13 protein-coding genes are annotated in these 14,606 nt (G+C 59.2%); 7 read left to right on the plus strand and 6 right to left on the minus strand.

Going from position 1 to position 14,606, the window contains the following annotated elements; all coding sequences use genetic code 11:
- The first annotated feature begins 26 nt into the window (after window positions 1-26).
- The 5 genes from ACZ500_RS22340 (at window position 27) to gspM (ending at window position 4,167) form a co-directional block, all read left to right on the plus strand.
- On the plus strand, window positions 27-425 hold the full coding sequence (locus tag ACZ500_RS22340) for a type IV pilus modification PilV family protein (protein WP_464229625.1): 399 nt from the start codon (window positions 27-29) through the stop codon (window positions 423-425).
- A 4-nt stretch (window positions 426-429) separates the two neighbouring features.
- Window positions 430-1,080, plus strand: a complete 651-nt coding sequence (locus tag ACZ500_RS22345) for a PulJ/GspJ family protein (RefSeq protein WP_464229626.1) — start codon at window positions 430-432, stop codon at window positions 1,078-1,080.
- Window positions 1,073-2,107, plus strand: coding sequence for a type II secretion system minor pseudopilin (locus ACZ500_RS22350; RefSeq protein WP_464229627.1), 1,035 nt, complete (start codon window positions 1,073-1,075; stop codon window positions 2,105-2,107). The genes ACZ500_RS22345 and ACZ500_RS22350 overlap by 8 nt, the downstream gene beginning before the upstream one ends.
- 106 nt (window positions 2,108-2,213) lie before the next feature.
- Entirely contained in the window at window positions 2,214-3,602 is a 1,389-nt protein-coding gene (locus ACZ500_RS22355; protein ID WP_464229628.1) for a PilN domain-containing protein, read from the plus strand.
- 13 nt (window positions 3,603-3,615) lie between these two features.
- On the plus strand, window positions 3,616-4,167 hold the full coding sequence (gene gspM / locus ACZ500_RS22360; protein ID WP_464229629.1) for a type II secretion system protein GspM: 552 nt from the start codon (window positions 3,616-3,618) through the stop codon (window positions 4,165-4,167).
- Window positions 4,168-4,253: 86 nt separating this feature from the next.
- On the opposite strand, the gene ACZ500_RS22365 is transcribed toward gspM, so the two are convergent.
- Window positions 4,254-4,442 (minus strand): hypothetical protein, encoded by a 189-nt coding sequence (locus ACZ500_RS22365; RefSeq protein ID WP_464229630.1) that lies wholly within the window; start codon window positions 4,440-4,442, stop codon window positions 4,254-4,256.
- A 55-nt stretch (window positions 4,443-4,497) separates the two neighbouring features.
- Between ACZ500_RS22365 and ACZ500_RS22370 the strand changes: the two genes are divergently transcribed.
- The gene (locus tag ACZ500_RS22370; protein WP_464229631.1) at window positions 4,498-5,406 is read left to right on the plus strand and encodes a hypothetical protein; all 909 of its coding nucleotides are present in this window, start codon (window positions 4,498-4,500) and stop codon (window positions 5,404-5,406) included.
- A complete protein-coding gene (gspD, locus tag ACZ500_RS22375) occupies window positions 5,406-7,748 on the plus strand; it encodes a type II secretion system secretin GspD (RefSeq protein ID WP_464229632.1) in 2,343 nt (780 codons plus the stop codon). The genes ACZ500_RS22370 and gspD overlap by 1 nt, the downstream gene beginning before the upstream one ends.
- A 21-nt stretch (window positions 7,749-7,769) precedes the next feature.
- On the opposite strand, the gene ACZ500_RS22380 is transcribed toward gspD, so the two are convergent.
- The 5 genes from ACZ500_RS22380 to ACZ500_RS22400 all read right to left on the minus strand — a co-directional run bounded on the left by ACZ500_RS22380 (window position 7,770) and on the right by ACZ500_RS22400 (window position 14,533).
- Window positions 7,770-8,843 carry a radical SAM protein gene (locus ACZ500_RS22380; protein ID WP_464229633.1) on the minus strand — a complete coding sequence of 358 codons (1,074 nt, stop codon included), beginning with the start codon at window positions 8,841-8,843 and terminating at the stop codon, window positions 7,770-7,772.
- A gap of 153 nt (window positions 8,844-8,996) precedes the next feature.
- On the minus strand, window positions 8,997-9,608 hold the full coding sequence (locus ACZ500_RS22385; RefSeq protein ID WP_464229634.1) for a hypothetical protein: 612 nt from the start codon (window positions 9,606-9,608) through the stop codon (window positions 8,997-8,999).
- Window positions 9,609-9,791: 183 nt separating this feature from the next.
- On the minus strand, window positions 9,792-11,654 hold the full coding sequence (locus ACZ500_RS22390; protein ID WP_464229635.1) for a hypothetical protein: 1,863 nt from the start codon (window positions 11,652-11,654) through the stop codon (window positions 9,792-9,794).
- Between the two features lie 390 nt (window positions 11,655-12,044).
- Window positions 12,045-12,773, minus strand: coding sequence for a WbqC family protein (locus ACZ500_RS22395; protein WP_464229636.1), 729 nt, complete (start codon window positions 12,771-12,773; stop codon window positions 12,045-12,047).
- Window positions 12,764-14,533 carry an asparagine synthetase B family protein gene (locus tag ACZ500_RS22400; protein WP_464229637.1) on the minus strand — a complete coding sequence of 590 codons (1,770 nt, stop codon included), beginning with the start codon at window positions 14,531-14,533 and terminating at the stop codon, window positions 12,764-12,766. The genes ACZ500_RS22395 and ACZ500_RS22400 overlap by 10 nt, the downstream gene beginning before the upstream one ends.
- Window positions 14,534-14,606 lie beyond the last annotated feature (73 nt).

The raw sequence follows: 14,606 nt of genomic DNA on the forward strand, positions 1-14,606 counted from the left end.
TCCGGGGGGAGGCGGGCTTCACCCTGATGGAGATTCTGGTGGCGGTCGCTGTGTTGGCGATCTGTCTCGTCACCATCATGCAGCTTTTTGCGGGGGGGCTCCGGTCGAGCAGGATCGCAACCGACTATAACCGGGCGGTTTTTCACGCACGCGAAAAAATGGAGGAGATCCTGGCTGTCGACCAATTGGGTGAAGGGGTGGAGGAGGGGGAGTTTAGCGACGGATTCCGGTGGTGGGCCGAGACGGTCCTGGTGATTCCGGAGGAGGAGTCGAACCCGGATGAGATGATGCCCTTTATGGAGTTGCCGTTCGATATCATGTACGTCCGTGTGGTGGTTTTCTGGGGCGAGGGCGCGAATGAGAGGCAGTTCGAACTCGAGACAGCCAAGCCGATCGAACTCGTTTCATTGCCGGAGGAGGGCTAGCAGCATGATGCAGAGGGGCGGGAAGGGGTTTACGCTTCTCGAGCTGATGCTCTCGATGACCATCATGGCTGTGGTGATCGTGCTGATCCTCGGGGCCTTCCAGTTGGGGGTCCGGGCCTGGGAAAAGGGCGAGAAGGATATAGACGCCCTCGATCGGCAGCGGATCGTTCTGGACCTCATGAAGCGCCAGATCGCGTCGATGTGGGTCCGGGTTCCACCCCCCAGCCTGCGCGAAGACGAACAGGTGCTGCTGTTCAGCGGGGACGAGCGTTCGATGTCCTTCATCTCCCACAAGGCGCTGGCGCCCGGACACAAGTTCGGGATGGTTTATGTGAGGTACGATGTCATGCGAGACGACGAAGGCAGCGCAGGCATCCGGCTTTTTGAGGAAAATACGGTCTTCATGGGGCCCTATGAGGATCTTCGCCGGATTAAAGACAAGGACACGGTCTGGATCCTCTGGGGTGCGAAGGGCATCCGCTTCGCTTACCTCACCCCCGAGAGCGATGCTTCGGCCGGCGAGTGGGTCGATGCGTGGGATGCGGGAGAATATGGGGGCTACCCCAAGGCGATTGGGATCTCCCTGCAGAGAGGGGAGGATGAAGCGGTGATCGAGGTCATCGCGCCCATCCTGCCGGAGGTTGTCTTTGAGTGAGCGGTCCCTCCCAGGGAAGCCGGGAGCGGAAGGGTTCGCCCTTTTCCTGGTGCTGTGGGTTCTGATGTTTCTTTCCGTGATCGTGGGGGAGTTCTGTTACGCGATGCGCACGGAACTCAATATCGCCCGGAATTTCAAGGAGGAGACGCAGGCCTATTACGCGGCGAGAGCGGGCCTGTGCCAGGGGCTGAAGATGGTCATCGAAAACGAGCTCCGGCCCCAGGAGGTCGTGCGCACTGTGGAGGAAGAACTGCTCGGTGAGGAGGGGGAGGAGCCCGAGCGGGTGCGGATCAATGTCAGCCTCCCCGCTGCGCCATTCGGGCGTGCGAAGTATGAGCTGATGATTGGCAACGAAAGCGGGAAGGTCAATCTGAATCAGGCCCAGGCGGAGCTCCTGATGATGATGCTCAATGGGTTCGAGATGGATGACGAGGACCGGGAGGTCATCGTGGATTCCATCCAGGACTGGCGCGATGAGGATGATTTTCACCGCGTGAACGGGGCTGAGACGGACTATTATAAGAGCCAGCGCCCTGCGTACGAGGCGAAGAACGGACCCTTCGATTCGATCGAAGAGCTGCTACTGGTAAAGGGGGTCACACCCGAACTCTTTTACGGGGGACTGAAGGATCTGGTCACGGTCTATCCGTCGCCGGATAGCCCCGGATCCAGGAGCCGCCGGCGGGGGATGGCGGGGGACGCCAATCGGATCAATATCAACGCGGCCTCACCGCAGATGCTGCTGGCACTGCCGGAGATGACAGAGGAGCTGGTCTTGGCCGTTCTCGAATACAGGGAGTCTCAGGATTTTCTGGCCGAAAGCGATATCGTCGGCGTAGTGGGCCCTGATGTCTATCAGGCGATCCAGCCCTTCGTGACCCTGAGCCTGAATCCATACTACTCGCTGACGGCGACTGGCCTGCTGCCGGACAGCCGCGTCAGGCAGTCGGTGGAGATGCTGGTCGAGATCGACAGCCGATATCCGAAGCAGTATCGGGTCGTGCGGTGGATCGACGGGGTGCGCTAACCGTGTGTTCTGGTTGGTGCGGAGCGGTGGCGCGCGACGGTAAGAGGGCTGCGCGGCAAGGATCACGGGGCCGGGTGGACCGGATGGGGCGTGAAGGAGGGGAATTTTGGCATTGAGAACCAGCGTCGGCGTCGATATCGGCCGTGAGAAGATCAGGATGGTCTACCTGACCTCCACCGGCAAGAAGGTGCATGTCGCCGCCCATGCGGTATATCCGGTAGGGGAGCAAACAACGCCAGGGGGAGCCGGGGCGGTTGATCTGTATCAACTGCTGCGGGATTTTGTGCGGGAGAACCGGATCGTCGCACCGGATATTTATGTTGGAGTCGGACGTGACCGGGCCTTGGTGCGGTTCATCGATCTTCCGCTTGCGGTCAAGGAGAATCTCCGTGAGACGATTGGATATGAGATCGAGAAATACGTTCCGTTCCCTGCGGAGGAGGTCTGTTTCGACTTCGAGGTAGTGGCGGAAGACCGGGAGGCGGGGCAGATGAAGGTCCTGCTGGCGGTGGCGAGGCTTCAGAGTGTCGAGTCGCTGTTTGGGGACGATGGGTCTTCTTCCCTGCCGCTCTCCGGGATAGAACCGAGCGCTTCCGCACTGGCCAATTTCTGTCTCCTGGAGATCGGATCGGCCGGGCGGGGGCCTGCTGCCTTTCTCTTTTCCGGTGATGGCGACGCCGAGCTGAATCTGGTCGAAGGACGCAGACTCACGTTTTCAAGGACGTTTCCTGCCGGTGCCGACCATGCGCATGCGGTTCAGGGATGGGCGGAGGGTCTTCGAAGGCTGAAGAAAGGGGTCGAAGGTCTGTCCGACGGTGGGTCCCTTCCACTCTGGATCAGCGTGAACGAAGCTGCGTTTCGGGCGCTTTCAGGGGATGAGGGGATGAGCGGCTTCGAGCTGAGGCCGGTTGACCCGGATGGGCTCGGCTTGCCGTCGCGCCATTTCATCCCGGCTTACGGTTTGGCATTGCGAGGTCTCGGGGAGGCGCCTGTCCGGATCAATCTCCTGCCGCCCCGCTACCGCAAGAAGGCGAGTCGGACCGGTTTGTACGTGTTTTCGGCGCTGGCGGTGGTGATTGTTCTCCTGGTTCTCGCGTGGGGAGCGGGGTCGTACCACCAGGAAAAGGCATACCTTGCGCAACTGGAGGAGGCCCAGAGCCAGTTGGAGATCGACGTAAACCGCATCCGGGAGATTACGGCCGAATACGAGGGGATCGAGGCGCGAATCGAATACCTGAATACCCTGGAACAGGGGGACACGCAGGTCCTCGATATCCTGAGGGAGTTGACGCGGCTCATTCCCGAAACGGCCTGGCTGAGGCGGTTCAGCTATTCGGAGAAGAGCGTCGAGATCGAGGGCTATGCGGATACGGCCTCCGAGCTTATCACGCTTCTGGAGGATTCTCCGATATTTAAGGATGTGTCGTTTCTCTCGGGTATCACGAAGTCGCGTGAGGGAAAAGAAACGTTCCGGATCGGCTTGAAGATCGGGTAGGGCGGACATGCGATTGGAATGGAGCAAAAGAACCAGAATCATGGTGATGTGCGGTGCCCTGGCGCTTCTCGGGGGGGTTCTTTTCCGCTTCTATCCCTCCCTGAGCGGCGTGTTCGACCGGAGCGAGGAGATCGGCGCTCGGGAACTGACCTTGCGGAAGTACCGGAAGGTGGTCGAATCAGGGGAAGATCTGAACGTCCGCATCGAGAACCTGCGAAAGATGCTTGGTCGGATGGAGGCGGGGCTTTTGAAGGGAACGACGCCGTCTCTTGCGGCCGCCGATATCCAGAATATCCTGAATGGCATCGCGGATCGGAGCAAGGTGCAGACCAAAACGGTCAGGGTCCTCAAGGCCGAGCCCGTCGAAGGCCTGCCTTACATGAGTGTTCCTGTCGAGTTCACGGTGAACTGCGGCATCCGGCAGTTGAAGGAGATCCTGTATCAGATCGAAAGTTCGCCAAAATACTTGACAGTGCAGAAAGTGCGGATTAACGTTGTTCGGCGTGGTAGAGTGGATCAAATTCAGGGAGATGTGACCGTTGTTGGTCTAATGAGGAGAAGTTAGCTGTTTTTTCCTTGGTAGGATGATTTCTTTTACATCGGTTGGAATCGTTGGTTTCAGCTCCCGTAGATTCGGCGCGGCTTCCCGAGTCAGCCGGCCGCTGCGATTTTTAGGTAGTGTACATCCGGAAAAGAGCATCCAGCGCGGCAAAGTTTCCAATCCGGAAATGAGGATTGTTTGCTAATATCAAGGAAATCAAGCGTTTGCGCGGAGGCGACCTGTAGGTCGCCGCACAAGCAAATGCGCAGATTGACGCCGAGATTGGCAAAAAAGACCATTTCCGGATGGAAACTGGGTACACTGGTTGGGACCCTCTGAGGGTGGCCTCGAGTTATGCTGAAAAAAATATGGATGGTCAATCTGTTCCTGATGCTTGCCTTGTTGTTCCTGGGGCTGAAAACGTACGCCGTCTGGGTGAATGGACGTCAGGAGGTTGTCCGGGAGCGTGAAGGAGACCCCTCTTCTGGTGGACCGGAGGCCCCCCTTCCGAAGGCGTTTCAGAAAGAGGTCGCTTCCGAAGCGGAGTACGAGCTTGTGGCTGTGAAGAACCTGTTTGCGGCCGACCGGGCGGAACCGGAGGAAGAGGCGCCGGAGGAGAATAAGGGGCCCGAGGAGAAGGTTGACCCGCGCATGCAGCGGAGCGCAGAGGAGATCCTGAAAGAGATAAGCCTATACGGGGTGGTGATTGTGGACGATTACAAAGCGGCCCTGCTCCAGTGCCCGGCTGCGCTCGAAGAGATGGGCCTCGATCCGCGGCAGCTCCGTATGGCGCAATACAAGCGGCAACGGCGGGGGGCGCAGCAGTTGGAGCGGAACTGGGTGAAAGTAGGGGAGAGTGTGGACATGTTTACGGTATCCGAGATCCTGCCGGACCGTATTGTCCTGACCGACGCGTCGGCCGGCCGTTATGAGGTATTCCTCTATGATACGGGTAAGCCGAAGGAGCGCGAGGAGGTGAAGGAGAAGAAGGCAGCGCCGATCATCGTGGAGGTGAAGCCCGGCGAGCCGGCGCAGCCGGTCCCGGCCGGGTCTCAGGAGGCGCAGCCCCGCTCCGCCCCGCAGGCTCCGCCTGTAGGCGCGCCGGTTCCAGGCACGCCGGGGCCGACCGCCCCAGCGGCGAGTCCACCGGCTCCGAATTCAACGGAGTCGTCCGCCCCGGCCAGGGGCCTGGAAACCCCGCCCGAGGCACCGGTCCGAGAACTTCCTGCCAACATAAGAGAGAAACTTCTGAGGGTCAATTGATGAAAAAAAGGCTGCTGTCTGCAACCATGATCGGTGGGTTGGCTGTGTCCCTCCTTCTTCTTACGGGCGGCTGTGTCACGCCCCCGTTGGGAAAGACTGTGGAACAAGGCGGAATGGCGGGCGGCGAAGGGTCTGTCGCCGAAAAGACGGCTCCCGCCACGTCGCTTGAAGGCCCCGGCGCCGCAGCGGCAGAAGCCCGATCCCGCAAGAGCTATGCCACATCTGTAACGGAGATCGACGGCGCGGTTGAGCCGAAGGGCTCCGGGGTCCCACCACGGACCGTCAGGGGGGGCGGGGGCTCGCCTGCCGCTGCGAAGACTAGACGGCTGGAAGAAGGGACCATCTTTGACCCGGCTGCGCCTGTGAAGAGAGACGGGGGCAGCGAGGTGGTCTTCAATTTCGATGACGCCGATATCTATGAGGTGATCAAGACGGTCGGAGACCTTCTCGACATCAGCTATATCGTTGGGCCGGAGGTGCGCGGAAAGGTGACCATCCACACCGCCAAAGGCCTCAGCAAGGCGGACCTCTTCCCTATTTTCAATCAGATCCTGGACATCAACGGCCTGGCGGCGGTGAAAGAGGGGGATATCTACAAGATCCTTCCGCTGAAGGACGCCTCGCGCCTGCCGGTGGTATCCCGCTTCGGACGGGCCGCGGAGATCGGGGCAGCGGGGGAGCGCATCATCATCCAGCTCATCCCTCTGCAGTTCATTTCTCCCGACGAGATGACGAAGCTGTTGACGCCCTTCGTATCGGCCAACGGCGTGATCCTCTCCCACCCCGGGAGCAACACGCTGGTCGTCGTGGACAAGAGCCTCAATATCAATAAAATCCTCCGCCTGGTGGATGTCTTCGACATCAACATCTTCGACAATGTCCACTATCGTATCTATCCCCTGAAGCACATGGTCCCGGAGGATATGGGCGGCATCCTGGAGGATATCTTTACCGCCTACGGGGCGCGCGAAAATCTGCCGATGAAGTTCATCGCCATTTCGAGCCTCAACCTGCTGATGGTGGTGAGCTCCACCCCGGATGTCTTCCCTAGGATCGAGAGCTTCATCGCGGAGCTGGATGTCGCCTCCGAGGAGGTTGTCCACAAGATTTATGTGTATTATGTGAAGAACGGCGAGGCTTCCAACCTGGCGGAGATCCTCGAGAACGTCTTCAGCGGCGAGGGCGGAAGCGTCGGCGGGCAGTCCACGGGGACGAGCAGAAAGTCGACCGGCAGCTCTTACTCGCGGAACCCTTTCGGCGAAAATTCCTTCCGCGATCGAGACGGGGAGGACCGGACCAGCTCGTTCGGCAGCAGCAGCTCGTTCGGCAGCACGCGGGAGACAGGGAGCACAAGGGAGACCGGCAGCACGAGGGAGACGGGGGGCAGCACGAGCTCGACGACTTCCAAGGGGACCACGAGCGCCACGTTGAGCAAAGGGGAGAAAAGCAACGGAGGGACTTTGAAGGACGATGTGACCATCACGGCCGATGAGATCCGCAACGCCTTGATCATCGACGCGGTCCCGTCGGATTACCGGGTCATCGACGAGATCCTGAAAAAGCTCGACATCCTGCCGCGCCAGGTGCTGATCGAGGCGACGATCGCCGAGATCACGCTGGACAAGAACGATCAGCTCGGGGTCGAGTGGTCCTTCGGGAGTGCGGTCATCGGGAAACCGACCTCTTTCGCCGCCACGCTCGGTGCTTCGGGCCTGAAATACTCGCTCGGGGTAACGGAGAAGTGGTACGCCGAGCTGAATGCCCTGGCATCCAAGAACAAGGTGAACGTCCTCTCGAGTCCCCATGTGCTCGCCTCCGACAACAAGGAGGCGCGCATGGACGTCTCTCGTGAGATTCCTGTCGCGAGTTCCTCATACCGGTACAGCTCCAGTACGGATCCGGTGACCGAGACCAGCATCCAGTACCGGGACACCGGTGTCATCCTGACCGTGACGCCCCACATTAACGAGCGCGGTCTGGTGACGATGGAAATCAACCAGGAGGTGAGCGACCAGAGCGAGGACGTGAAGGTGGCGGGCCAGAGCTACCCGTCCTTCTTCAAGCGGACGGTCAACACGACCCTGACGGTCAGGGACGGGCAGACGCTCGTCATCGGGGGCTTGATCAAAGACAGGGAAGGGAAGTCTTTCTCCGGGGTCCCTTGCCTGATCAACGCGCCGGTGCTCCGCTACCTGACGGGAACGGGTACGGAGAGCCTCGAGAAGACCGAACTCATCATCCTCATCACCCCGCGGGTCATCATCAATGACGAAGATGTGGACATCGTGACCACCGAATTCAGGGAAAAGGTCCGCCACGTGACCGAGCGCTTCGGCCATTAAGCCCAACGCGGGCCGGCGCACTCAGCGCCGCACCAGTGAGCAGCACCCGAGGCAGCCGGGGAAGACCCCCCGGCTGCTGAGGGCCTTTCTAAAGGCCCTGGCCCTCCGGTTGTTGCGTGCATCCCTCCAGTTGTCCTCCCGCAGATTTCCCACCTTGAGATAAGGACAGATGTAGATGTCACCGTACGCCGTCAGGGTCATGCCGTGCCAGGGGAAGGAGCAGGTGTAGTCCTGCAGGGGAAAGGCCCCGTTGTAGTAGTCGGCGAAGTCCTTCGGACCGAGTCCCTGGGGGGTGGTCCGGATCTGGATCGGCCCTGCCTGCAGAAAAATGGATTCGAGGGTAGCCTCCAACTCCGTGCGCGGCAGGGGCTCGACCGGCGGCGGGGTCACCCACGCAGAGGGGCTGACGCCCTCGATGCGCCCGAGGTGGGGCATCATGTTCATGGCCATCGGGTTGAAAAGGTCGGCCCCGAGGTCTTTGGCAAGCCGAAACAGCGCCTCGATTTCACCCAGGTTCTCATGGGTGAGCACGGCCTTGATCTCGATCAGGGGGAAACGCTTTCCGCGCCGCTTCCGTTCCTCCAGGAGATTCCGAATCCCGGAAAGCGTGCGGTCGAAGGCCCAGGAACGATCCACCATCTGGTTGTGAGTCTTCTTCAAACCCTCGAACGAGATTCCAACGAGGACAAGACCGTTATGGAGAATCCCGGGGGCACCGAGATCGACCAGGCGCTTAGCGGTCGAGCGATCGAGGCGCGTGCCGTTGGTAAAAATATGGGTCCGGTGTCGCTTGGATGTGACGGTAAGGAGATCTAGAAAACCGGGCTTGAGCGTCGGCTCCCCCCCGGAAAAGGAGATAAGGGCGCCAGGCGGCACCGCTTTGAGAGGCTCTTCGAATTGCCGAGAGGACCATTCGAGGCTGGGGGAAGACTCGGCAGAGCCCTCCCTGAATTGGCAAAACAGGCAGGAGAGGTTGCAGCGATAGGTCAGCTCGACGTAAACCTGCAGCGGCGGCGGTGCATAGCGTCCAGGGAGCATACGGCACAACGCTCCGTAGGCTCTTGAAAGGCGCTGGTAAAGGGCTGAGTAATCCATCGATCACCGGATGAAGCATCGATCACACCGAAAAGTCAACGGGTGATTGGAAAAAACGCTTCGGGACATGCCGAGGTCCGCTGCAGCCAGCAAAGGGCCATCGCAGGGTTTACGAAAAAAGCAGCCCTTGTCGAAAACTGCAGGAAAATGGGATCATGGTTTGGGGCTGTCACCTGCAGGTGCCGGCTGACTGGGAGGGGCAGGGTCGGCAGGTATGCTACCCGATCCGCCGGAGCCGTTGCTGGAGGGGTTCTGGGCTTCGGGGATATTCCCGAATGGCCACTTGAAGACATGGTACCAGACGTCGTCTCGCAGGATCCAGTTATCGACCAACTGACTTTCGATCGTGGGAGGTTCAGCCTCACGTGTATTGGAAAATACCCACGAGTACCGGATTTTCATCGTCACGAGCGCTTTGACCGGATCCTCCGCAAGCTTTACAGAGTGGACCACTGCCTCCTTCCATTTCGCAGCTGACCCGAAGGAGCGAATGTACTGGGAAAGAGAGGCCCCTTTTAAGGACTCGGGATCCTCCATAGCATAGGTCTTTTCAAAATCGGCGCTGATCCGATGCTGCCAGTATTCAGAGGCACGGGCCGAGAGGGCCTCCGGGCTGGAGGTGTCGACGCGGGGTTCTTTGCAGCAAGCAAAAAGCAGGGGCATCAACAAACAAATGACAAAAAGATGGATGTGCCGCCTGCATTGGGCCGATTGAAGTGAAGGCTGCCTCTCTCTTATAGAAGACAACGAAAAACGATCCGCCAAGATGACCTCCATGAGATGAACAAACGAGGATAAAAGAAACGAGCCTCTCGGTTTTGCCACTGAGAGGCTCGTTTGCTTCAACGCTACATAACGATTCAACTTGAAGCTTGGTGGAGCGTGCACCCTGTCAAATCGAGATGAGCCAGGGCACACGCACGAAGGTTAACTCAAAGGGAATCCGGCCTATTGGCCCGCCGTGGCACCGCTACATCCGGGGTTGTCCCAAGAGGGATCCACGGCCCTGGAGTGATCATAATTTTCAAAGTTGAAATCCATGATCAGAACCGAGGCGGGGATCGCTTCGGGGCTGTTCAGCCAAAGCATGGTGGGCCCCTTCGTATCGATGGCTTCCCTCATCTGGAGGTAATCCTCGGAATAGCCATAGCCATAGTCGAAGTTACGCGGGTCACCGCCGGAGGCAACAATGTTGAACATGTGGAACAAGCCGCCCGGGAACATGGCTGCAGGTGCGTCGATGCAATCATCGGAGGTGTTCAGGGTCAGGAAGCAGAACTTCTCGAGCATATCCTGCGAAGCGGCACCGATCGGGACCAGGGTCACTTCCCACGGGAATTGAATGTTCGGGAAGGGCGATCCGTCGGGCCTGCAGGGAAGCTCATTCCAGTCCCAGAGACCGAAGCGGATGGCCATCATCAGGGAGTACTCGGCCACGTCAAGGCGTTGACGGACGTTCTGGGCATTGGAGGCAAGTCCAACGGGCCAGGCGCCGACGGAGCCCTTGAGGTAGCTGTAGATGGCGGACTGACCAACGCCGCCCTGCAACCCGCTCAGGATATCATAGAACTGATGCAGGTACTTGGTGGGGAAGGTGACAGCAGCCATGGTGTAGGTTTTGCTATTGGTGTTGTTGAAGTACGTGCCCCAGATGTCGCTCTTGATGATCGCATCGTCGACTTCATCGAGGCTGTAAGACTGAACATAGAGGTCCTCGATGGCATCGGACCGGTGACCGTCGTGGACCCAGTCGTCGCCGTCATTCCAGGTCGGACCGAAGCTCGTGGCCCAGTCGGGGTCGGTGTAAGCAGGATCATCCTCATAGCCGCTGTAAACGATGATTCCGGGAGGCGAAATCCAGCCGCGGATGATATCGTCGCGATGGACAGGGCCTTGGTTGTCATCCAATTCCGGGAAGCCGTCCTCATCGAAGGTCATATCGGTGCACCCGGCGCGGAAGTTCTGGATGGCGCGCATGGGGTAGCCCATGTAAACGCCGTTCGAGAAATCGCCCAGGTAAACCTGGCCCATGAGGTAGTTCTGCACGTCAGAGAAGGGGATCACCGTGTATCCGTTGTAGTCGACTTCGACCCACGCGTTGTCGTAGGCTTCGGTGCAGTTTTGTGCATTCAACGCCGCCATCTTCCCATACAGCTTACCCATGAGGGACTGCACGGTGTTTCCCTGAACGGCCGCAGGGGATGCGCTGAAGGCGAAGAGGCCGAAGACTTCCACGTGGCCCTGGGTCGTCTCGAGCCAGAGGTCGGCTTCGTCCGTCCAGCCATAGGTTTCCTTCATAATGGTGAACTGGTTCAGAAGGCCGGTGTCGAGGGACTTGGTCCAGGTGGCGTTGTCCGCTGCAGCCCAGGGGACCAGACCGCTGTACTTGAGCGTCTTGGTGTCCGCACTCCACAGAACGATGTCAACCAGCTCGCCGTTCTCGAACACGGGCTGATACTGCATCCAGAAGACGTCCTTGGGGCTGAGCAGGATCGGGAAGTCTTTGACTTCGATGCTGTACCGTCCTGCGCGCAGCCGCACGTGGGCGGCGACCCAGTAGTTGGACGTATTCTCGATGGTGAAGAAGGTGACGAAGTTGAGAGCCCCGACCTCGTCGATGTTGACGCCGCGATAGAGCTCGCCGAACAGGGCGTCACCCATGTTTCCATGGTTCCAGAGCATGGGGGTGGGAGGCGGGATCATGTATCCACCGGCCTTCCCGATCGGATCGTACGAGGTCGCCATGGCGTTCCCCGCTGCGAAACCGACGGCCAGCAGTAAAACGAGGAAACAATAAAAAATCTTTTTCATCTCTTTACCTCCTTAAAAGATTTCAAACGGACGAAAAACAATAAGCACACAAGCGGGTCTTCCTTCCAGAACCGTTGACTTCATCACCTCCCTTCTGCGTCTAGGTTTGAAATTGCTGCGTCTGATGGGCATTTTGGGGAATTATCGCACGGAACGCGCAGATGTCAAGCATTTTTGCGCGCCGCGCGCCAAAAACCAGCTATTTAAAAGACCTAAAAAGACTCATCGGAGCATAATTCAGGAGGACGTTGTTTGTCAAGATGTTTTTACCGGCCTTGAGAGGGGCTGATCGGGTTGGCGTAGATGGCTCGAGAGAAAAATATCGAGGATTGCGGTGTGGGCGGGGGAGGGCTACGTTACAGGGGTATGAGAAGGACGGGGAAAGGGACATTATTGGTTGGGAGTGTTGGTTCCAAGCGGTGGACGGGCTGCGGCGGATGGAAGATAGGAGGGGCTTTCCGGGCCGCAGTTGAAGAGAAGATCGATCGCGGAGAGGTGGGAGATGAAGGGCCCATGGAGTTGAGGATAAACGGGGTGTGGCATGTCGTGAAATTGCAAAGTGATTTTGTGTGGGGAGAAAAAGGCTTCGTCGAGATAATTTCTGGCCGCGTCTCCTGAGAGGTAAAAGGTTGCCTGAAGATGCAGGCAGGTTTGGATGATTCGCTCTACGCGGTCAAGTGGTTGAGGAAGGGGCAGGTCGCGGATGTCGATGCAGTGCGTGGTGATTTGAAGCAGATTCTTGAATAGATCGATAAAATAAAGGTCGAGATCGAGTAGATACTCCCATGTGTGGCTAAGGGCTTCCTGGAAGAGGGGAAAATACTGGTCGAAAAAGGGGGCGGTTCGGTAATGTTCGCGAATGAGATTCAAGTGCTTGCGGGCCCAAGGAGTGGTGTTGTTGACGCGGATGGTATGAATGGGGGCGAAGAAATTTCCTTTGGAATGCACGGGGACCGTAAGCCACTGCCACCCGGTGCGGGTCTTGATGCGGTTCCGGCTGCGCCAGTCCTGGCGGGTGTATTGGAGATCGGTGGCGTGAACAAAGAGATCGACCTGGTTCATCTGGTCGAAATAACCGATCCAGGGAAGATATCCGGGTTGGAGGATGGCTACGCGCACGGTTTTCCCCCGAAATAATGGTCGAACCAGAGCTTGAAGAGAAGGATGGTCCAGATCTGCCAGCCGAGGTTCGCCCGCCCCTCGCGGTTGGTCTCGAGCATGTCTTTGACGGCGGCGGGCTCGAAGAGGTCGAGGCCAGGGATGCGCCCCGGGTTCGGCCCGAAAAGGGCATCGCAGGCGAAGTCGAAAAGCGCGTCTTTGAACCAGATCCCCGAGGGGGTTCGAAAACCGATCTTGACGTGGTCCAGAACGTCTTCCGGCAGGTCTTCGCGGAAGGCTTGCCGGAGGATCCATTTGCCGGCGCCGTCCCGGATCTTCAGGTGAGCGGGGATCTGCGCCGCGAGATCCCGCACCTCATGGTGCAGGAAGGGAAAGCGGGGCTGGAGATCGACGGCGTCGTTGATGCGATTTTCGATCTGGAGCCAGTAAGGGAGAAAGCCGCTGATGTCGGCCGCGGCTGCCCGGTCGAGGATCGGGCCGCTGTTGCCGAAGGACAGCCGGTAAACGGCCAAGGGATCGTAGGTCCCGAAAAGGCGCGTGTAATTTCCGGGTTGCATGATGGCGCGCAGCTGCTCGGGGGAAAATAGGCGCCGCCGCTGATGGGCCTGCTGCGGGAGGCCGCCCGCGTATCGGTCGTTGAGGAAATCCTGATAGAAGGCGTACCCGCCGAAAAATTCGTCGGCGCCCTGTCCGCAGAAGACCGCCTGGGCGGCGGGTGCACAGTTCCGAGCGGCCTGCGCCACGGTATAGCGGGAAAAGGCGACGTCGCTCACCGGTTCATGGAGCTTTGCGACCATATCCGGCAGGAGGCGGATCACGTCCTCAGGCCCGGGGTAGATGTCCGTGTGGTGGAGGCTACAGTGCGCAGCGACTTTTGAAGCGAAGAGGCTTTCGTCGTAGGCGGGGCCGTAGGGGTAGACGCCTGCGAAGGTCTCGAGCGCGGGGTGGCGTTTCGAAAGAAGAAGGGCGAGAATGCTGCTGTCGAGCCCGCCGCTCAGGTGGCTGACGGGGTGAGGCAGGGTGTCGGTGTCACGCACCGCCGCGTCGAGGGTGCGGCGCAGGCGGTCCCGATAAAGGGTCTCGGCCTCTTCCAGGGGCTGCCATGCGAAGCGCCACGCCTTCTCGATGTGCAGTGTTCCATCTTGAATCAGGCAGAGGGTTCCAGGGGGCAAGGCCCGGATGCCGGAGAAGAAGGTCCGGTGCCCCAGCGGGAACTGGAAGGTGAGATAATCAGCCAGGGTCTTGGTGTCCGGTTCGAGCTGGATCAGACCTGAATCGAGGAGCGGTCCGAGGTCGGACGCAAACAGGAGCCGGTCGTCGTTGGCGTGAAAGTAGAGCGGAGCCGCGCCCAGCTTGTCGCGTGCCAGGATGTAAAGGCCTTTGGTGCGGTCTTCGAGAAAAAGGACAAAGGCCCCCTCCAGCAGAGTGTAGGCGCTGGGTCCGAATCGACGATAGGCCTCCAGGACCATTTCGACCGGAGCGTGGGCCGTGTGTGCAGCGCCCAAGGCGTTGCGAAGGTTTGAAGCATTGTGAAGGTCGCCGACGAAAACACAGGCCAAGGGACCCTGCCGCAAAAAGCATTCCTGCAGGGCACCGGGCTGCGCTGTTTCGGGCCGGCGCTCGACAAGGGATATCCCCCAGCGATCGCCGGGAAAATCCTGTGAAGGACGGTTCCCCGCAATGGAATGTTTCAGTGCTTCGAGGACCAGGCCGTTCGGCCCAGGCCCGGTTCGTTCGATGAAACCGCAAAGTCGATTCACAGATCCTGCTGTTCCTCCCCTTCTTAACCGATCCAAAAAGTCTAATGCCCGGAGCCGAAAACCGCAAGGTGTT

The organism is Desulfatiglans parachlorophenolica (assembly GCF_055394735.1).